This is a genomic window from Streptomyces sp. NPDC048643 (assembly GCF_040650615.1).
GTDB lineage: Bacteria > Actinomycetota > Actinomycetes > Streptomycetales > Streptomycetaceae > Streptomyces.
The window spans coordinates 263,141-281,330 of the sequence record NZ_JBEZHO010000001.1 but is presented as its reverse complement, the minus strand read 5'-3'; the positions used below and the strand labels follow the sequence as shown (position 1 = coordinate 281,330).

Genomic DNA, 18,190 nt, shown 5'->3' with positions numbered 1-18,190 from the left:
TCGCGGCGGGCCCGGATCTGCCAAGGTGGAAGGTGATGCACGCGCTCCAGGGAAGCACCATGAACGCCAACGACCGGTTCGACGACGACGAGTACCCCGCGTACACGATGGGCCGTGCCGCCGAGCTGATCGGCGCCACCCCCGCCTTCCTGCGGGCCGTCGGCGAGGCCGGACTGATCACCCCCCTGCGCTCCGACGGCGGCCACCGGCGCTACTCCCGCAGCCAGCTCCATGTCGCGGCCCGCGCCCGCGACCTCGTCGACCAGGGCACGCCCGTCGAAGAAGCCTGCCGCATCGTCTCGCTGGAGGACAGCCTCGACGAAGCCCTGCGGATCAACGCGGAACTGCGGGGCACCAGCCCGCAGGACGCGTGAGGGCGGCGGAACCGGACGGGCCGTGCGGCTGCCGGGCGCGCTCGGTGAGCGTTTCTTCACGGGGCGGGGATATCTGCTTCGGCCGTTGCAGAATTTGCGCAGCGATCCCACGAGGTTTTGATATTCCCCACGCCGGGGTGAGATAGTGCGCGCCCTTCGAGGCTCGTGGCGTGCTACTGTCGATTTCAGTTGCAGTTGTGGTTCCCAAAGTTTTTCCGGTGCATTCCGGTTGGGGCAATCATTGCGGCGACGCAGGTCCACACAGTGTGGGCCTTCGAGCTTTGCCCCGAAGGAGATTTGAAATGGCTACTGGCACCGTGAAGTGGTTCAACGCGGAAAAGGGCTTCGGCTTCATCGAGCAGGATGGCGGCGGCGCCGACGTCTTCGCTCACTACTCGAACATCGCCACCTCTGGCTTCCGTGAGCTCCAGGAAGGCCAGAAGGTGACCTTCGACGTCACGCAGGGCCAGAAGGGCCCGCAGGCGGAGAACATCGTCCCCGCCTAGTCTGGGACACCAGTCGGCCGGGGTCCGCACCGCAAGGTGTGGGCCCCGGCCTTCTGCGTTTCGCGCTCATGCGCTCTATGAAATTCCGACGAAAGTTTCAGCGGCCGGCCTCTTCCCGTTTTCCGTGAGGCCAAACCCGGATCATCGGTTCGATCGAGACGGGTCATGGGCACGCCACCGGCGGTGACGCGTAGTCGTCACATCGCGAGGACGGCCCGGACGGTCTTCCCGCCGAAACTCGTGCTGACGACCTCCAGGCTGTGAGCGAGCTGCTGGACCATCGCCAGCCCCCGGCCGCTCTCCGATTCGGTGTCCAGGACGCCGACCTTCGGCTGCCCGGGACTGTCGTCGTGGACCTCGACCGTCACCACTCCGTGCCCCAGCTGGAGCCGCAGCCGGCAGCCCGTACGCCCGTACCGCACGGCGTTGGCGACCAGCTCGGAGGCGATCAGGGTCGCGTCGTCCACCTGGTCGGCGGTCGGTGACGCGAGAAGTGGCCGTGGCCGGGTCAGGAACGCCGTCGTCAGCTTGCGGGCCCTGCCCGCCGAGACGGCCGTACGCGGCAGTGTGTACTCCACGCGGGCGGTCGGCCTGACGGTGCGCTGGTGCGCACGCATGACTGACACCTCTCTTCCCCCTCCCAGGACATCCGGCACCCGCCCGACGGCTCCGTCCCCGTCGGCCGGGACCCCGCGCCGAACGGTGCGCGGCCGGTCCTGCCCACGGGTGATGCCCCACCCGGATGATCCGCAACCAACGACGTACGTCACAAAGACGTCCCGGGACCGCCGCGGCCCCCTCAGGTGCCGGGTCGGCGGCCGGATCGCCCGTCGAAGTCGTCAGTCCAGGAGGCGGAAGTCCTCGTAGTCGAAGCCGGGGGCCACCACGCAGCTGACCAGCACCTCCTCGTCGCCGGCCGGGCGCGCCGACTGCCAGACGCCGCCCGGCACGAGGAGTTGGGGATGTTCGCCCGCCTCGACACGGGGACCGAGACGGACGACCTGCGGCGGCGACTCGGGGGTGGAGCCCGCACCGCCGAGCAGCAGGTCCAGGGGACCACCGCGGTGCCAGAGCCACAGTTCGTCCGAGCGGACGGTGTGCCAGGCGGAGGTGTCCCCGGGGGTGAGGAGGAAATAGATGGCGGAGGCGGCGGCGCGCGGGCCGGGGTAGCCGTCGGGCCGGAAGGCCTGCGGCGCCGTCCAGGTCTCGACGAACCAGCCGCCCTCCGGGTGCGGTCGCATGTCGAGAGCGGCGGCGAGGTCCGGGATCCCGGTGTCAGGAGAGGTCACACCCTGCCTCTACCACGCGGGCCGGGAGGGGTTCAACAAACGGCCGGTGGTCCCGGGTTGGAGTCTGCCAGGGTGGGGGCATGGCGACCCTTCACCGCAAGCTGCTCGGTCTGCTGCCCCGCGTCGGGGTGCGGGTACTGGACCTCGGATCGGGTACCGCGCTGCTCTACCGGCGCGGAGTGCGCAGACGCGTCGCGCTCGGCCGAGGCGCCGACCTGGTGTTGAGCGGGCGCACCGCCGCCTACCGGCACGTGCCCCTCGGGGACAGCGGAGCCCGGCTCCTGCTCGACGAGAAGCGGACCGCCGCGGACGAACGCAGGTTCCAGCTGGCGGCCGCCTCCTATCTGTGCGGCCAGCACGTCACCGCCCTGCTCGACCGGTACGCGGTGAACTGCGTCTTCGACGTGGGCGCCAACTCCGGCCAGTACGCCCGGCAGTTGCGCCGCCTCGGCTACACCGGGCGGATCGTCTCCTTCGAGCCGACCACGGAGACCTTCGGCAGGCTCCGGAAGGCGGCCGAGGGCGACCCCGACTGGCTCGTCTTCCAGATGGGCCTGGGACGGGAGGACACGAGCCTGTCCATCCACGTCGACTGGAAGTCCATGAACTCCCTTCTCCCGCCCAGCGACTACGGCAAGGACCGCTACAAGCGCTTCGCCAGGTCGCGGACGGAGGAGATCGAGGTACGCCGGCTCGACGGGATGATGGACAAGGCGCTCGACGGCATCACCGACCCCCGCCCCTATCTGAAGATGGACACCCAGGGATACGACCTGGAGGTGTTCGCGGGCGCCGGGGAGCGCGTCGCGGAGTTCGTCGGGATGCAGTCGGAGGTCGCGGCGCTGCGACTGTACGAGGGCAGCCCGCGGATGGACGAGGCGATCGCGCTGTACGAGGAGAACGGCTTCGAGATCACCGGCATGTACCCCGTCACGCGGGAAGAGGCGACGGGCCGGGTGGTCGAGTTCGACTGCGTGATGGTGCGCGCGGCGGCGGTCCCGGTGGACGACGCGTAGCGCGGGAGCACGGGCGGCCGGCACCCCCTGGGGCGTTTCCTGGACAGCCGGACAGCCGGACAGCCGGACAGCCGGACAGCCGGACAGCCGGACAGCCGGACAGCCGTGCGCCGTGTCGGCGCCCGGGGAAGCGGGGCGGACACGACCTAGGCCGGGTAGGCGTGGGTCTGGGTCGCCTTGACGGTCGCCCAGACCGGGGCGCCCGGGCGCAGGTCGAGTTCGGCCGCGGCGACCGTCGTCAGGTCGGCCGCGAGCGGGAGTTCACCCGTGAGGTCCGTGCGGATCTGGTCGCCGTGGGTCTCCAGGCCCCGCACGCTGCACTGCCACACGTTGCGGGCGCTGGAGCCGGTGGGGCGGTCGCGGTGGAGCGTGACGGCGCTCGGCGGGAACGCCACGAAGACAGGCCCCCGGAGTTCCTCGGTCGTGGTGATCTCCGGGCCCGCGTCCAGCCGTACGGCGTGGCCCGCGGCCTCGCCCCGGTAGAGGTTGAGGCCGACGAGCCGGGCGATGTAGTCGGTGCGCGGCCGGCGGGCGATCTCCGCGGGGCCGCCCTCCTGGACGACATGGCCGTCCTCGATGACGACGAGCCGGTTGGCCAGCACCATCGCGTCCAGCGGATCGTGCGTCACGAGGACGGCGACCGCCTCGAACTCGGCGAGATGGTGCCGGAGTTGGGACCTGACCTCCAGGCGGGTGCGGGCGTCCAGCGCGGCGAGCGGCTCGTCGAGCAGCAGCAGCCGCGGACGGGTGGCGAGGGCGCGCGCGACGGCGACGCGCTGCGCCTGGCCGCCGGACAGCCGGCGCGGCTTGGCCCCCGCGTGGTCGGCCAGGCCCATGCGGTCCAGCCACGCGGCCGCCTGCGCGCGGGCCTCCGCCTTCGGCACCCCCTGACAGCGCGGCCCGAAGGCGACGTTGTCGAGGGCGGAGAGGTGCGGGAAGAGCAGGTAGTCCTGGAAGACGACGCCGACGGGGCGGGACTCGGGGGGTGTGCGGTCCAGGGAGGCGCCGTCGAGCCGCAGCCGGCTGCCCTCGGACAGCGGGGTGAGTCCGGCCAGTGCCCGCAGGGCCGTGGTCTTGCCGGCGCCGTTGGGGCCGAGGAGGGCGACGACGTCACCGGGTGCGGCGGTCAGTTCGACGTCGAGGTGGAACGCGTCGCGCCGCACGACGAGCCGGGCGTCCAGCCCCTTGCCGGACGGCACGGCCCTGGTGGCCGGGGTCGTCTCGGTCATCGCGCGTTCTCCCTCGCGTGGACGCCGGTCATGACGCCGTGATCCAGCGGTCCCGCAGTCCGGCGAGCACCGCGATCGACACCGCGAGCAGTACGAGGCTCAGCGCGATCGCCGCGTCGGGGTCGCTCTGCAGGGCCAGGTAGACGGCGAGCGGCATGGTCTGGGTGCGGCCCGGGAAGTTGCCCGCGAAGGTGATCGTCGCGCCGAACTCGCCGAGGGCGCGGGCCCACGCGAGGACGGCACCGGCGGCGATGCCCGGGGCGATGAGCGGCAGGGTGACCCGGCGGAACGCGGTGAAGCGGGAGGCGCCGAGCGTCATGGCGGCCTCCTCGTAGCGCGGGTCGGCCGCCCGCAGGGTGCCTTCGACGCTGATGACGAGGAAAGGCATCGCCACGAACGCCTCGGCCACGACGACTCCGGCCGTGGTGAAGGGCAGTGTGATGCCGAACCAGGAGTCGAGGAGCTTGCCGACCACGCCGTTGCGGCCGAGGGCCAGCAGCAGGGCCACACCGCCCACCACCGGGGGCAGCACGAGCGGCAGGGTGACCAGGGCCCGGACGAGGCCGCGTCCGGGGAAGTCGGTGCGGGCCAGCAGCCAGGCGAGCGGCACGCCGAGCACCAGGCTGACCGCGGTGGCCGCCGTGGCCGAGAAGAGGGACAGCTGGAGGGCCTGCCACACCTCGGGCTTGGACAGCTGGTCGGGGAGGGTGCGCCAGGGTGCCCGCACGATCAGCGCGAGCAGCGGCAGGAGCAGGAACGCCAGCCCGACGAGGGCCGGCAGCAGCAGGGGCAGCGGCGCCCCGCTCCGGAGCCGGCCGCCGCTCCCGGCCCGTTTGCGGACACGTCCGCGCCGCGGCCCACCCGTCAGGGTGTCGGCCGGGGCGTCGGACTTGTCGAGCGCGGGCACGGGATCACTCATGTCTTCAGGAGACGGTCTTCGGCACAGCGGCGGCAAGGGGCTGTGCCGGACGGCACGCGCCGGACGACGCGTGCCGTGACGGACGGAGCGGGCGGGTCAGGCGGTGGGCTTCAGGAACCCGGCAGCCGTCAGCACCTTCTGGCCCTCCGGGGACTGCACCAGGGCGATGAACGCCTTGGCGGCCTCGGCGTTGGGCGCGTCCTTGAGCAGGGCGATCGGGTAGTCGTTGACGGCGTCGGCGGACTCGGGGAACTCCACGCCCTCCACCTTGTCACCCGCGGCCTTCACGTCGGTCTTGTACACGACCGCCGCGTCGGCCTCCTTCAGCTCCACCTTGGTCAGGGCGCTCTTGACGTCCTGCTCGTAGGAGACCGGGGTGAGCTTCAGGTGGCCGGCGTCCAGCGCCTTCTGCGCGGCGGCGCCGCACGGCACCGTCTTGTCGCAGAGCACGACCTTCAGGTCCGACTTGGTGAGGTCCTTCAGGGAGGAGACCTTGTCCGGGTTGCCGGGCAGGGTGGCGATCTCCAGCTGGTTGCGCACGAAGGTGGCGGGGGTGGTCGCCGCGTCCTTCTTGTCGGTGACGATCGCCATGGTCTTCGGGCTGGCCGCCGCGAAGACGTCCGCCGGGGCGCCGCCCGTGATGCTCGCGGCGAGGGTGTCGCTGCCGCCGAAGTTGAAGGTGACCTTCGTGCCCGGGTGGGCCTGCTCGAACTCCTTGCCGAGGGAGGTGAAGCTCTCCTTGAGCGACGCGGCGGCGAAGACGGTCACCGTGCCGGTGAGCTTCGGCGAGGAGGAGGCCGAGGACTTCGGCGTGGAGGAGGAGTCCGACGAGGCGTCGTCGGAGGAGGAGCAGGCGCTCAGGGCCAGCAGCGCGGCGGCACTGACGCCGGCCACCTGAAGGCTCCGGGTGGTGCGGCGGGTCCGGCGCGCGGATCGGGTCATCACGGATCTACTCCCTCGGAAAACGAAAACGGAAGACGCTGCAGCTCGCTGTCGCTGAAGCCTCCGTCGTGCTCTTCAGTCCTGAGCTCTCTTCAGCATGCCCAGATCATAGTGACGCAGATGCGAGCGAGAAGTCTTCTGTTGCATCGCATGAGCTGTGGGTTGGCGGTTGGGATGTACGCATGTGCGTTTGTACGGGACCTCTCGCTGGGTACCGTTCTGCGGGAGGTGCTGCCCCGTGAGCCAGTCCCTGACAGAGCCGAATCCGCCCGCGCCGTCGCTCGCCGAACTGGCGCTGACCGGCGACCTCGCCCGGCCGGCCCGGCTGACGGTGCCCGATCTGCTCGCCTGGCCCCAGCACCGGGTCAGGGTCAGCTTCGACTGCGCGACCAGCGGGGTGCAGCACCACGGTTTCGCGGGACCCCTGCTGCACGACGTGCTGCGGGACGCCGGACCGTGCTTCGATCCGGCCCGCCGAAAGGACCGGCTGCGCTTCCTGATCGCGGTGGCGGGCGCGGACGGTCACCACGCCCTGCTCACCTGGGCCGAGATCGACCCCGACTTCGCCGACGCCCCCGTCCTGCTCGCGGTGGGCATCGACGGCACCCCGCTGGACCGGGCGGGCCCCCAGTTGGTCCTGCCGCAGGACCGGTGCGGGGCCCGGCACATCAGCGGCATCAACGCCATCCGGGTGGACGGCTGTTACCCGGCCTGGTCCCCGGCCGCAGCGGGCTGACCGGGCCGGCAGGGCCGACCGTCCCGCCCGGCCCGGTGCAGGGCCAGCCAGACCCGGTCCCGGGTGACCGGCAGCTCCGTGAAGCGCAGGCCCGTCGCGTCGCGCAGGGCGTTGGCGAAGGCCGGGGCGACCGGGTTGAAGGGGCTCTCGCTCATCGACTTGGCGCCCGCGCCCGCCGGACGTCCCGCCACGGCAGCCGCGCCGGACCTGCCCGCCGTCTGGGCGCTGCTGTCCGACGCCGAGCCCGCCGTCGCGCTGCACGGCGGGACCGGCCGGGCCGACAGCGCCGAGGGGCTGAACGGGGCGCTGGCACAGGCCCGTTACGCGCTGGCCTCCGCGCGCACCACCTCGCCCGACACGTCCGCGCTCATCGACGCGGCGTCACTCACCGGGCTCGGCACACTGCTCACCGGCATACCCGCCGAGGTGCGCACCGCGTTCAGCCGGACCGTGCTCGGCCCCCTCTTCGAGGCGGACAACGCGTCCTTCGCCGCCCTGCTGGAGACCCTGGAGATCTTCCTCGCCTGCGACGGATCCTGGTCGCGCACCGCCGAGGCCCTCCATCTGCACGTCAACACCGTCCACTACCGCGTGCAGCGCGTCGAGCACTTCACCGGGCGCGACCTGTCGAGCCTGTACGACCGGCTCGACCTGCGGGCCGCCCTGCTCTGCCGCCCGCGGCGACCGGCACGGCCGTGACGGTGACAGGGGTGTCCGGTGTCTGCGACGCTGGCCCGCCGACGGGAGGGGGCGCATGCTGCTGCGTCAGCTGGAGTATCTGGTCGCGCTCGCCAGGGAACGGCACTTCGCGCGCGCGGCGGCCGCCTGCTTCGTGTCGCAGCCCTCGCTGTCCGCCGCGATCCGCCGCCTCGAACACGAACTGGACGTGCCGATCGTGCGCCGCGGCCGGCGCTACGAGGGCCTCACCCCGGAGGGCGAGGTCGTGCTCGCCTGGGCGCACCGGATCCTCGCCGAACGCGACGCCCTGCACCAGGAACTGTCGGCGCTGCGCGGCGGACTGACCGGCACCCTGCGCCTCGGCATCGTGCCCACCGCGCTGCCCGCCGCGTCCCTGCTCACCACCCCGTTCTGCGAACGCCACACGGCGGCCCGGGTCAGCCTTGAGTCGCTGTCGTCGGCGGACATCAACCACGGGCTCGCCGAGTTCGAACTCGACGCGGCGATGACGTACCTCGACGACGAGGACCTGCGGCACGTACGGCGCTTCCCGCTGTACGAGGAGCGGTACGTCCTCCTCACCCCGGTCGACGGCCCCCTCGCCGGTGCGACGACGGCCCGCTGGGCGCGGGCCGCGGCCCTCCCGCTGTGTCTGCTGGGCCCGCGCATGCGCAACCGGCGGATCATCGACGAGTGCTTCGCCGCCGACGGCGCCCGGGCGAACCCGTCGATCGAGTCGGACAGCGTCGCCGGGCTGTACGCCCACCTGCCCGGGGGCCGCTGGTCGAGCGTCATCTCGCACGCCTGGCTGCACATGTTCGGAGTGCCGGAGGGGATGCGCGTGGTGCCGCTCGAAGGTCCCGCGCACGGCCCCAGGGTCGGCCTCGTGGTCGCCCGGCACGAACCCGAGTCGGTGCTCGCCCAGGCCCTGTTGGCGGTGGCGAGGGAGGCGGGCGTACGGGACGCGCTCGACGCGTTGCTGAACGAGCACCTGGGCAGGGCCGGCTCATAGCCGTCGGCTATCGGCACATAGCGAGGTTCGCTTTGACCAGCGCCTTCGGCCCCGAGGATGGTGGAAAGCACCTTCCGAACAACGGAGTTGAGGAGAGCCGCGTCATGGCCAAGGTGCTCTGCGTGCTGTACGACGACCCGACCGACGGATACCCCACGACGTACGCCCGGGACGACCTGCCCGTCATCGACCACTACCCCGGCGGCCAGACCACGCCCACCCCGAAGGGCACCGACTTCACCCCGGGGGCCCTGCTCGGCAGCGTGACCGGTGAACTCGGCCTGCGACGCTTCCTGGAGGAGCGCGGTCACACCCTCGTCGTCACCTCCGACAAGGACGGCGCCGACTCGGTCTTCGACCGTGAACTCGCTGACGCGGACGTCGTCATCTCACAGCCGTTCTGGCCCGCCTATCTCACCCCCGAGCGCATCGCCGCCGCCAAGAACCTGAAGCTCGCGGTCACCGCCGGCATCGGCTCCGACCACGTCGACCTCGACGCGGCCATCGAGCACGGCGTGACCGTCGCCGAGGTGACGTACTGCAACAGCATCAGCGTCGCCGAGCACGTGGTGATGATGACGCTCTCCCTGGTCCGCAACTACCTGCCCTCGCACCAGGTGGTGCTCGACGGCGGCTGGAACATCGCCGACTGCGTGGCCCGTTCGTACGACCTGGAGGGCATGCACGTCGGGACGGTCGCCGCCGGGCGCATCGGGCTCGCGGTGCTGCGGCGGCTCGCGCCCTTCGACGTGAAGCTGCACTACACCGACCGGCACCGGCTTCCCGAGGAGGTCGAGCGCGAGCTCGGGCTCACCTTCCACGCGTCCGCCGAGGACATGGCCCCGCACTGCGACGTCGTCACGATCAACGCGCCGCTGCACCCGGAGACCGAGGGGCTGTTCGGCGACGACCTGCTCGGCGCGATGAAGCGCGGCGCCTACCTCATCAACACCGCGCGCGCCCTGATCGTCGACCGGGACGCGGTCGACCGGGCCCTGCGCAGCGGACAGTTGGCCGGCTACGCGGGGGACGTCTGGTATCCGCAGCCGGCTCCCGCCGACCACCCGTGGCGGACGATGCCGCACCACGGGATGACCCCGCACATCTCGGGTTCCTCGCTCTCCGCGCAGACCCGCTACGCGGCGGGCACCCGGGAGATCCTGGAGTCCTGGCTGGACGGCACGCCGATCCGCGACGAGTACCTGATCGTCGACGGGGGCGCGCTGGCGGGCACGGGAGCCCACTCGTACTCGACGACCACGACCGCGACGACGTCCTGAACCGGACCTCCCGAGCCTGAGGCCGGGCCGGACGTGGTCCCGGGTCAGGCCCGGTCGATGTGCACGTTGGTCGACTTGACCCGGGCCGTGGCCTCCATACCGACCTCCAGGCCCAGTTCCTCGACGGCCTCGCGCGTGAGCAGGGAGACCAGCCGGTGCGGTCCCGCCTGGATCTCCACCTGGGCCGCGACGTCGCCGAGCTTGACGGCGGTGACGATGCCGGGGAAGGCGTTGCGCACGGAGGTGGAGGAGGGGACGCCGTCCTCACCGCCGGTGCCGGCCAGTTCCACCGAGAACGCGGCGAGGTCGCGGCCGTCGATGAGCCGCCGGCCGCCCTCGTCGCGATGTGTGGTCACCCGCCCGGCATCGGCCCAGCGCCGGGCGGTGTCGGGACTCACCCCGAGAAGCCGGGCTGCCTGGCCGATGGTGTAGGACTGCATACGCGCGACCATAGGCAGGTGGTCCACGCCCCTGCAAGCCGGGCCCGGGAAGGCCCCACGCCCCGTTCGAACAGGTCGGAGGCGGGTCAGAGAGGCGAGGACTCCTCCGCGTACCGCACCGTGATGTGCCGCGCCCAGAACGGGCCGAAGGCCTTGCGCAGGACCGGTTCGGCCGCCGCCGGGTCGTCGACGCCGAAGTACACGAACCCCCGGGGGTCCGGCGCCACCTCACGCAGCTCGAACCGGCCGTCCCAGCGGCCCATGTCGTCACCGACCCGCTCGACCAGCGCGGCGAGCCGGACCCCGCTGACGTCCGTGGCGTGCAGGCGCACCCGGACGCCCTTCTCCGCGTGGGAGCAGATGTCCGCGTCGAACGTCCGGGAGGGGATGCGGTACACGTGCGCGGTCCGCCGGCCCTGGTCGACCGACGAGCCCGTGAAGACGTTCCGGAAGCGGCCGGCGCCGCGCTTGTCGACGTAGGCGAGCACCCGGTCCACGGCGGGTCCCGTTCCCGGCAGGCTGCCCGCAGGGCGGGTGCCGACACACTCCGTCGTGCGCCCCGATGCGAGGGCCGGGCCGGCATCCGACGCCCCGGCCGCCGTCGCACCCTGGACCGCCGCCCCCGGGATCGCCACGAGTGCCACGGCACTCGCCGCCACGACGCCCACCGTTCCCCTGATCCTGCTTCGCCCGCCCATCCGGTCCTCCCCGTCCACCCGCCGTCCGGTCGCGGCGATGCGCGCGACCGGTACGGGGACGCACGGGAGGGCCGTCCGGTTCACTTCAGCGCGCGGGGTTCCCCAGGGCCGCGTAGGCGGGCAGGAAGAGCGCGTCGACGCGCGGGCCGGGTGCTCGATCCGGGCACGCTGGTGGCGGCCCGGCCCGGCCTGTACCGAGGCCGCGGGTCCCCGGCGACGTGGACCCGCCGGGCGGCGGGCGACGCGTCGAAGGAACCGAGGGGAGGGTGCAGTTGACGGCGGGCACGGTGGCGACGCCCACGAAGTCGCCGTGTTCCCGGCGCGGTTGGCCGGCCCGCTGCCGCGGTCCAGCAGCGAGGGCGCCGTCCTCGTCGAGCGATCCGTCCGGAGCACCGGGCAGGCGCCGTGGGCGAGGCGGCCGTCCTCCTCGTCCCGGACGGGGCGGCGCTCACCGTCACCGTCGGCGCCGCCGGCCCATGACGCGGCGATCATGGCTTGGTAGCCTCCGTCTCCCGCTGATTGAACGTTCATGCGTTCGGGCGGTTCCGCAGCGCGCAGCGAGAAGGTGTGAATGAACCCTGGCAGACGAACCGGCGTCGTGGCAGCGATCGTGGGGGCCGTGGCGCTCTCCGCGCTGACCGTTCCGGAGGCACAGGCCGCGACGACCGGCATCACCGTGTCGAACGTGGTCGTCAACAAGGGCCTGCCGATCGTGGTCGGCACGTCGGACGAGAAGGAACCTCCGGTCTCCTTCAGCGTCACCCTGCCGTCCGGCTACTCGACGGACGACCCGTTCGCCTGGGAGGCCGAGCCGTATCTCTACCACGGCACCAGCGCGGCGGCGGGTGCCGACGCGGGCGGCCTCTCCATGGGCGGCTACACCTGTTTCGAGGAGAGCGCGCGGAAGGAGACGTGCAAGGGCGAGCTGTACATCGACCCGCGCTACGACCTCGACTCCAACGGTGACGCCACGACCTGGAAGATCGGTCTGGCGCTGCGCCTGTTCAAGTCCAGCGGTTCGCTGAAGGCCGAGGAGTACAGGACGGCCCCGGGCAGCGTCTCCGTCCGGCGCTGGGCGAAGGCCACCGTGAACGCCTCCCCGGAGCCGGTGGCCAAGGGCAAGACGATCACGGTCACGGGCAGCCTGACCCGGGCCGACTGGGTGAAGCACCGGTACGCGGGCTACGCCGGGCAGTCGGCGAAGCTCCAGTTCCGTAAGAAGGGTGGCTCCACGTACTCCACCGTGAAGTCGGTGAAGTCCGGATCCACCGGAGCGCTGAAGACCACCGTCACGGCGAACGCCGACGGCTACTGGCGCTGGAGCTTCGGCGGCACCTCGACGACGGGCACGGCCACGTCCACGAGCGACTTCGTCGACGTGACCTGACGTTCCTCCGGCGGGCCGGTCCCGGATCTCCGGGGCCGGCCCGTCCCCGTTCCTCCCCGCGCCCACTCGGTCCGGTCGCTCACCAGCCGGTCAGCAGCAGGTGGTTGAGAAGCAGGGCCAGGGCCGCCTGGGCGATCAGCCAGGCGCGGGGGCGGGGGAGGAACGCGGCCGCCGGGAGCATCCACAGGACGAACGGCAGCCAGATGCGTTCCGTCTCCGCCTTGCTCATACCGGAGAGGTCGGCGGCGAGCAGCGCGATCAGCGCGGCGACGACGAGGACGGCGAGCCGGGGAGCGGCCGAGCCCGTGCCGGTGCCGTCGGTGGTGCCGGGCCGGTGCGCGGGGGCGGGCAGCGGGGCGGGGGGCGCCGGAGTCCGGAAGGCCGCCACGGCCAGCCGTACGGTCGTCACTCCCGCCCGGCGCAGGCCCGCGACCGTCGCCGGGCCCGCGATCAGCACCGTGCAGGCGAGGTTCGCCCAGACCCAGTAGCCGTACGGCCGGACGCCGCCCGCTCCTTCGTAGTAGCGGGTGACCAACAGGTGATACGCCTCCCACCAGTTGAAGCCGAGCAGTGTGAACACCAGGGGCACGACGGTGAGTCCGGCCAGCACGAAGGGGAGCGGACGGAGCCGGGACCGCGTGCCGAGCAGCACCGCCGCGCCCGCGATCACCGCGAACAGGGTCAACCCGTACGAGAGATAAGCGGTGAGGCCGAGGAGGAGCCCGGCGGCGAGGCCGGCCGTCCGGGGCCGGTGCCCCGTGACCGCGAGGGCGAGCAGCGCGACGGACCAGGCGGCGACCGCGGCGAAGTAGCCGTCCGCGGAGGTGCCCATCCAGACGGCCGCCGGGGCGAGGACGAGGAAGGGCGCGGCCCGCCGGGCGAGTGCCTCGCCCGCCAGCACACGGACGGTGACCAGGACCGCCGTCGCCGCCGTCGCGCCGACGGTCACGCACCAGACGCCCGCCCAGGCCCCGCCGCCCAGACCGATCCGGTCGAGATACACGAACGTGAGCGTGGCGGCCGGCGGGTGCCCGGCGATGTGCGCGGGCCAGTGGCCGGGGGAGTGGATCAGGATGTGATGGGTGAAGTCCCGCAGGGCGGCCGGGATGTCGTGGAAGCGGTTCACCGGGGAGATGACCTGGAGGTACTCGTACCGTGCGGTGAGACGCCCGGCCACACCCCGCTGCCAGCCGTCGATCAGCGCGAGGGAGAACGTCCACGCCGTCCCCGTGCCCCACGCGGCGGGCAGCAGCCACCGCCAGGGCAGCCGTGCGGCGAGGGACGGTCCGTACGCGACGACCGCCACGGCCAGGGCGACCGCGGCCGCCGTGCCGGGTCCGACATGGGGGCCCCAACGCCCGTACAGCGGCGCCGCGCTGACGAACAGGGTGCCGTCGCTGTGCTCGATGGCGTACCCGACCACCGCCGCCGTGGCGACGAGCAGCGCGGCGGCGACGGCGACCGCCAGATCGCGGCGGACCGCCCGCGGCCGGTCGCCGAGGAGCGCGCCGGAGAGTTCACCGGAGCGGGCCCGCGCCCGGAACCGGGAACCGGCCCCGGTCAGGAACCGCGCCACACCCCGGGAACCGGCCGGAGCCGGGGCCGGTGAGGGGCTCGTCGCGGAGTCCGAGGAGGGAGCCGCGGTGGAGGTCCCGGACGGCGGCGGTGCCGGGGAGGGGACCGGGGACGGGGCGCGGGAGGCGCCTCCGGGGCGGTCGTCGAGCAGATCGCGGGGGAGGTCGCCGGGGATGTCGCGGGGAAGATCGCGGTTCACCCTCGCACGCTAGGCCGGACAGCCCCCGACAGAGCCGTGACAGGGGTGGACGTCAGAGTTTCGTCATGGTTTGAGAACCCGTTCGGGGGGTCGCCGCGGCCTACGGTCGGGGCATGCCACGGTCCCCCTCCTCACCCGCGTTCTGGCGCAGCCCGCTGCGCGGTCCCTGGTTCACCTCCGTGCTCGGCGTGGTGCTGCTCGTCGGTATCACGGTGATGTTCGTGACCGGGCTGCTGTCGTACGCCGCGTACAACCCGAACCTCTCGGCGGTGAACGACAAGACCCCCGACAAGGGGCTCCTCGGGTTCTACCTGTTCTCCTGGCCGACGCATCCGGTCTGGCTCTACCGCCTCACGCAGGGCGTGCACGTCACGCTCGGCATCACGCTGATCCCGGTGCTGCTGGCGAAGCTGTGGTCGGTCGTCCCGAAGCTGTTCGCGCTGCCGCCGGCCCGCTCGCTCGCGCACGCCCTGGAACGGCTGTCGCTGCTGCTGCTGGTCGGCGGCGCCCTCTTCGAGTTCACCACCGGCGTGCTCAACATCCAGCTCGACTACATCTTCCCGGGCTCCTTCTACACGCTGCACTTCTACGGCGCCTGGGTCTTCATCGCGGCCTTCGTGACCCACGCGGTCCTGCGCGTACCGATGGCCCTGCGCAACCTGCGCGAGATGCGCCGCCCTGGCGGGTGGCCCGACCGGGCGGGTGAACCGCCCGGCGGGGCGGAAGCGGAACGGTCCGAGGGTGCGGACACGGGCCCGTCCGCGGGCGCGGACCTGTCCGAGGGTCCGGGCGCAGGACGAACCGAGGGTCCGAGCGCAGGACCGACCGAGGGTGCGGGCACAAGACTGTCCGAGGGGGCCGGCGCGGCGCCGGGCCCGTCCGGCACGAGGACCGACGGCCGGGGCGTGGCGTGCGACCGGCCGACTTCGTCTTCCGACGACCCGGGTTCGGCCTCCGACCGGCCGGGTTCGGCGGCAGGCGGACCGGGGGCGGCGACCGACGGCTCGGACTCGGACTCGGCACCCGATGGTGCGGGTTCGGTGGCTGGGCGGCCGAGTACCTCGGCCGCCGGACCGGCACCTGGTGGGCCGGGCGCTGCGCCCGACGGGTCCGGTCCTGTGGCCGACGACGCCGGCCGGGTGCCGGACGGGGAGGGCGCTGTGTCCGGTGGCGCCGGCCGTGTGGGCGGACCCGAGGCGTCCTGGGGGCCTGCGCGGGGGGCGCAGGGGCGGCACGGTGGCCGGGACCGCGTGCCGGGGCGGTCGGTTCCGGCTCCGGGAGCGAGTGAACCGGCCCGGCCCGAGGACGAGTTGATCTCCCCCGACCCGCTGCCGCCCACGGTCTCGCGCCGCGGTGCCATCGCGTTCGTCGGCGGCGGGTCCCTGCTCCTGGCCGCCACCACGGTGGGTCACAGCTTCGACGCGCCGGTGCGCGAGACCGCGCTGCTCGCCCCGCACGGCGGCCCCGAACCGGGCTCCGGACCCGGCGCCTTCCAGATCAACAAGACGGCCGCGTCGCGGGGCATCGACCCGAAGGAGACCGGGGCGGGGGTTTGGCGCCTGGTCGTCGTCGGCAACGGACGGACGGTCCGGCTGAGCCGCGCCCAGCTCCAGGAACTCCCCCTGCACGGTTCGTCGCTGCCCATCGCCTGCGTCGAGGGCTGGTCGACGTCCGACCAGGCGTGGCGGGGCGTACGACTGCGGGACCTCGCGGAGCTCGTCGGCTACGAGACCGACGCGGCCCCGGACGTCGTCGTGGAGTCGCTCCAGCGCGCCGGGGCGTTCCGCGTGGCGGCCCTGCGCTACAACCAGGTCCGCGATCCGCTCTCCCTGCTCGCCCTGTCCGTCAACGGCGCGGACCTGACCCCGGACCACGGCTACCCCGCGCGGATCATCGTCCCGGCCGCGCCGGGTGTGCTGAACACCAAATGGGTCTCCCGGATGACGTTCGGGGCCCTGTGATGACGCGACGGAGGCCTGACGTGGGAGAAGAGACCGGGGCGCGCCGCCGGCCCCCGATGCGGCGCCGCCTCGGCGCGTTGCGACGGCACGCGGCGACGCGGTGGGGCCGGATCGGGGCGGGGCTGCCGCAGAGGCGCCCGGTCTCCGCCCGGGACCTGATCGGCAGCCCCTTCCAACTCCTGATGCTGGCGTGCACGTTCGCGCTCGCCGCCTACGCGGCGGTACGGCTGCTCCAGGGCGACTGGTTCCGGGTGGCGCTCTGGTTCGTCGGCGCGGCCGTCCTGCACGACCTGGTCTTCGTGCCGTTGTACGCGGGCGCGGACCGGGTCGTGTCGGAGACGCTGAAGGCGACGGGCCACCGGAACCTGACGATGTACGTCCGTGTTCCGGCGGCCTTCTCCGGGCTCCTGCTGCTGATCTGGTACCCGCTCGTCAGCGGCCAGGTGGCCGACCACTACCGGTCGGCCACCGCCCTGCCCGGCGACAGCTTCCTGGCCCACTGGCTGCTGATCACGGCGGCGCTGTTCGCGGGGTCCGCGCTGCTGCTCGTCCTGCGGTCCCTGCGGCCGTCGCGTCCGGGACCGTTGCGCAGGGCCACGAAGGAGCGGCCGCCGGCCTCCCACTGAGCGTCCGTGCGCCAGCCGGCCCGGACCGCGTGGCGCAGCAGGGCCGGGGTGCCGACCCGGGCCCAGGGGAAGGCGGCCCGGTCGGCGGACGGGTCGCCGTCCCGTGCGTCGGCGCCCTCGTCGGACGCGTCGTTCACGGCGTCGCCGGGGTGCGCGGCGCTGACGATCCGGACGTCGACGCGTTCGTCGACGTCCGCGCCCGCCACCGTCTCGGCGATCAGCAGCCCGCCGGGGGCGAGCAGTTGGGCCGTGCGGCTCAGGAGGGCGGCCGGGTCGCCGCCGATGCCGATGTTGCCGTCGACGAGCAGGGCGGTGCCCCAGCGTCCCTCGCCGGGAAGTGGCTCGAAGACCGACCGGCGCAGGGCCTGGCCGCCGAGCCGCACGGTACGGGCGACGGCGGCCTCGCTGACGTCGATGCCGAGCGCGGGCCGTCCGAGGGCGGCGAGTTCCGCGACGAGCCGGCCCGGCCCGCACCCCACGTCGAGCACCGTGCCCTCGCAGTGGGCCAGCACCTGGAGGTCCACGGCGTCGGCGCGGGCGCACCAGCGCTCCACCTCCAGCGGGAGAAGCCATCCGTCGGTACGGCGCAGGAACAGCGGCCCTCGTTCGGCGCCGAGCGCGTCCGCATAGGGATCGGCAGCCCAGGACCGCCCACCGCACCCGGCACCTTCACCGCCGACACCTGCTCCCCCGACCCGGGCGCCGGACCGGGGCCGGACGTGGCCCGCGGCCCGACCTCCACCGCCGGCCCTGGCTTCCACCCCGGCGGGGTGTCCCGAGTCCGACGTGACGTCCCTCCGGGACGGGAGCACGGTCTCCGACCGGGAGTCCGTGCCGGTCCGGCACTCCGCTCCGGTCCGGGTTCCCGGCTCCGACCCCGCCTCCCTGCCGGCCGGGAGCACCGTCCCTGGCCGGGAGCCTGTGGCGGTCCGGCACTCCGCTCCGGCCGGGGAGTCCGTGCCGGTCCGGGTTCCCGGGTCCGACCCCGCTTCCCTGCCTGCCGGGAGCACCGTCCCCGGCCGGGAGTCCGCCGCGGACCCGGCGCCTGTCCAGGGCAGGACCTCTGCGTCCGCCCGGGTTTCGGTCCCGGACCCGGCTTGCGTTCTCCGGGACGGGAGCGCCGACGCCGGACGGGATCCCGTTCCGGTCCGGCACTCCGCTCCGGCCGGGGAGTCCGTGCCGGTTTGGCACTCCGCTCCGGCTCGGGTTCCCGGCTCCGACCCCGCTTCCCTGCCTGCCGGGAGCACCGTCCCCGGCCGGGAGTCCGCCGCGGACCCGGCGCCCGGCCGGGGCAGGACCTCTGTGGCTGACCCGGATTCCGCA

At 73.2% G+C, this 18,190-nt stretch carries 17 protein-coding genes and 3 pseudogenes; 10 read left to right on the top strand and 10 right to left on the bottom strand.

Going from position 1 to position 18,190, the window contains the following annotated elements:
• The first annotated feature begins 59 nt into the window (after positions 1-59).
• Together AB0C62_RS01205 and AB0C62_RS01200 are read left to right on the top strand one after the other, a co-directional pair.
• Positions 60-374, top strand: a complete 315-nt coding sequence (locus AB0C62_RS01205) for a MerR family transcriptional regulator (RefSeq protein ID WP_362969005.1) — start codon at positions 60-62, stop codon at positions 372-374.
• A gap of 302 nt (positions 375-676) precedes the next feature.
• Positions 677-880 carry a cold-shock protein gene (locus AB0C62_RS01200; protein WP_020871138.1) on the top strand — a complete coding sequence of 68 codons (204 nt, stop codon included), beginning with the start codon at positions 677-679 and terminating at the stop codon, positions 878-880.
• A 197-nt stretch (positions 881-1,077) separates the two neighbouring features.
• Here AB0C62_RS01200 and AB0C62_RS01195 read toward each other — a convergent pair whose 3' ends face one another.
• Together AB0C62_RS01195 and AB0C62_RS01190 are read right to left on the bottom strand one after the other, a co-directional pair.
• Entirely contained in the window at positions 1,078-1,497 is a 420-nt protein-coding gene (locus AB0C62_RS01195) for an ATP-binding protein (protein WP_362969004.1), read from the bottom strand.
• Between the two features lie 222 nt (positions 1,498-1,719).
• Entirely contained in the window at positions 1,720-2,169 is a 450-nt protein-coding gene (locus tag AB0C62_RS01190; RefSeq protein WP_362969003.1) for a cupin domain-containing protein, read from the bottom strand.
• A gap of 80 nt (positions 2,170-2,249) precedes the next feature.
• Between AB0C62_RS01190 and AB0C62_RS01185 the strand changes: the two genes are divergently transcribed.
• Entirely contained in the window at positions 2,250-3,185 is a 936-nt protein-coding gene (locus tag AB0C62_RS01185; RefSeq protein ID WP_362969002.1) for an FkbM family methyltransferase, read from the top strand.
• 146 nt (positions 3,186-3,331) lie between these two features.
• Here AB0C62_RS01185 and AB0C62_RS01180 read toward each other — a convergent pair whose 3' ends face one another.
• From AB0C62_RS01180 to modA, 3 genes are all read right to left on the bottom strand, one after another.
• Positions 3,332-4,414 (bottom strand): ABC transporter ATP-binding protein, encoded by a 1,083-nt coding sequence (locus tag AB0C62_RS01180; protein WP_362969001.1) that lies wholly within the window; start codon positions 4,412-4,414, stop codon positions 3,332-3,334.
• Between the two features lie 28 nt (positions 4,415-4,442).
• Positions 4,443-5,333, bottom strand: a complete 891-nt coding sequence (gene modB, locus AB0C62_RS01175) for a molybdate ABC transporter permease subunit (protein WP_362969000.1) — start codon at positions 5,331-5,333, stop codon at positions 4,443-4,445.
• Positions 5,334-5,429: 96 nt separating this feature from the next.
• Positions 5,430-6,275 (bottom strand): molybdate ABC transporter substrate-binding protein, encoded by an 846-nt coding sequence (gene modA / locus AB0C62_RS01170; protein WP_362968999.1) that lies wholly within the window; start codon positions 6,273-6,275, stop codon positions 5,430-5,432.
• Positions 6,276-6,513: 238 nt separating this feature from the next.
• Here modA and AB0C62_RS01165 point away from each other — a divergent pair, with 238 nt between their 5' ends.
• Positions 6,514-7,011 (top strand): molybdopterin-dependent oxidoreductase, encoded by a 498-nt coding sequence (locus AB0C62_RS01165; protein WP_362968998.1) that lies wholly within the window; start codon positions 6,514-6,516, stop codon positions 7,009-7,011.
• On the opposite strand, the pseudogene AB0C62_RS01160 reads toward AB0C62_RS01165, so the two are convergent.
• Positions 6,978-7,178: pseudogene (locus AB0C62_RS01160) on the bottom strand (hypothetical protein); the annotation flags it as partial. The gene AB0C62_RS01165 and the pseudogene AB0C62_RS01160 sit on opposite strands and share 34 nt — an antisense overlap.
• Between AB0C62_RS01160 and AB0C62_RS01155 the strand changes: the two are divergent.
• From AB0C62_RS01155 to AB0C62_RS01145, 3 genes are all read left to right on the top strand, one after another.
• Positions 7,090-7,710, top strand: coding sequence for a helix-turn-helix domain-containing protein (locus AB0C62_RS01155; protein WP_362968997.1), 621 nt, complete (start codon positions 7,090-7,092; stop codon positions 7,708-7,710). The pseudogene AB0C62_RS01160 and the gene AB0C62_RS01155 overlap by 89 nt on opposite strands.
• Before the next feature lie 55 nt (positions 7,711-7,765).
• On the top strand, positions 7,766-8,701 hold the full coding sequence (locus AB0C62_RS01150; RefSeq protein ID WP_362968996.1) for a LysR family transcriptional regulator: 936 nt from the start codon (positions 7,766-7,768) through the stop codon (positions 8,699-8,701).
• 104 nt (positions 8,702-8,805) lie between these two features.
• On the top strand, positions 8,806-9,981 hold the full coding sequence (locus AB0C62_RS01145) for an NAD-dependent formate dehydrogenase (RefSeq protein ID WP_362968995.1): 1,176 nt from the start codon (positions 8,806-8,808) through the stop codon (positions 9,979-9,981).
• A 44-nt stretch (positions 9,982-10,025) separates the two neighbouring features.
• Here the strand turns inward: AB0C62_RS01145 and AB0C62_RS01140 are convergent, their stop codons facing one another.
• A complete protein-coding gene (locus AB0C62_RS01140) occupies positions 10,026-10,421 on the bottom strand; it encodes a helix-turn-helix transcriptional regulator (protein WP_362968994.1) in 396 nt (131 codons plus the stop codon).
• An 86-nt stretch (positions 10,422-10,507) separates the two neighbouring features.
• Complete coding sequence (locus AB0C62_RS01135) at positions 10,508-11,119, bottom strand: hypothetical protein (protein ID WP_362968993.1); 612 nt, start codon at positions 11,117-11,119, stop codon at positions 10,508-10,510.
• Between the two features lie 571 nt (positions 11,120-11,690).
• On the opposite strand from AB0C62_RS01135, the gene AB0C62_RS01130 reads away from it, so the two are divergent.
• Positions 11,691-12,506, top strand: a complete 816-nt coding sequence (locus tag AB0C62_RS01130; RefSeq protein ID WP_362968992.1) for a hypothetical protein — start codon at positions 11,691-11,693, stop codon at positions 12,504-12,506.
• Between the two features lie 79 nt (positions 12,507-12,585).
• Here AB0C62_RS01130 and AB0C62_RS01125 read toward each other — a convergent pair whose 3' ends face one another.
• Entirely contained in the window at positions 12,586-13,974 is a 1,389-nt protein-coding gene (locus tag AB0C62_RS01125) for a hypothetical protein (RefSeq protein ID WP_362969120.1), read from the bottom strand.
• Between the two features lie 419 nt (positions 13,975-14,393).
• Between AB0C62_RS01125 and AB0C62_RS01120 the strand changes: the two are divergent.
• Positions 14,394-14,954: pseudogene (locus AB0C62_RS01120) on the top strand (hypothetical protein); the annotation flags it as partial.
• Positions 14,955-15,584: 630 nt separating this feature from the next.
• Positions 15,585-16,241, top strand: a pseudogene (locus AB0C62_RS01115) (molybdopterin-dependent oxidoreductase); the annotation flags it as partial.
• A 454-nt stretch (positions 16,242-16,695) separates the two neighbouring features.
• Here AB0C62_RS01115 and AB0C62_RS01110 read toward each other — a convergent pair.
• Complete coding sequence (locus AB0C62_RS01110) at positions 16,696-17,628, bottom strand: methyltransferase domain-containing protein (protein WP_362968991.1); 933 nt, start codon at positions 17,626-17,628, stop codon at positions 16,696-16,698.
• Positions 17,629-18,190 lie beyond the last annotated feature (562 nt).

Bases quoted from the DNA above. Each gene is read 5' to 3' on its own strand.
- AB0C62_RS01135 (WP_362968993.1), bottom strand. From the start codon at position 11,119: ATGGGCGGGCGAAGCAGGATCAGGGGAACGGTGGGCGTCGTGGCGGCG.
- AB0C62_RS01145 (WP_362968995.1), top strand. From the start codon at position 8,806: ATGGCCAAGGTGCTCTGCGTGCTGTACGACGACCCGACCGACGGATAC.
- AB0C62_RS01205 (WP_362969005.1), top strand. From the start codon at position 60: ATGAACGCCAACGACCGGTTCGACGACGACGAGTACCCCGCGTACACG.
- AB0C62_RS01185 (WP_362969002.1), top strand. From the start codon at position 2,250: ATGGCGACCCTTCACCGCAAGCTGCTCGGTCTGCTGCCCCGCGTCGGG.
- modA (WP_362968999.1), bottom strand. From the start codon at position 6,275: ATGACCCGATCCGCGCGCCGGACCCGCCGCACCACCCGGAGCCTTCAG.
- AB0C62_RS01180 (WP_362969001.1), bottom strand. From the start codon at position 4,414: ATGACCGAGACGACCCCGGCCACCAGGGCCGTGCCGTCCGGCAAGGGG.
- AB0C62_RS01140 (WP_362968994.1), bottom strand. From the start codon at position 10,421: ATGCAGTCCTACACCATCGGCCAGGCAGCCCGGCTTCTCGGGGTGAGT.
- AB0C62_RS01130 (WP_362968992.1), top strand. From the start codon at position 11,691: ATGAACCCTGGCAGACGAACCGGCGTCGTGGCAGCGATCGTGGGGGCC.
- AB0C62_RS01150 (WP_362968996.1), top strand. From the start codon at position 7,766: ATGCTGCTGCGTCAGCTGGAGTATCTGGTCGCGCTCGCCAGGGAACGG.
- AB0C62_RS01195 (WP_362969004.1), bottom strand. From the start codon at position 1,497: ATGCGTGCGCACCAGCGCACCGTCAGGCCGACCGCCCGCGTGGAGTAC.
- AB0C62_RS01200 (WP_020871138.1), top strand. From the start codon at position 677: ATGGCTACTGGCACCGTGAAGTGGTTCAACGCGGAAAAGGGCTTCGGC.
- modB (WP_362969000.1), bottom strand. From the start codon at position 5,333: ATGAGTGATCCCGTGCCCGCGCTCGACAAGTCCGACGCCCCGGCCGAC.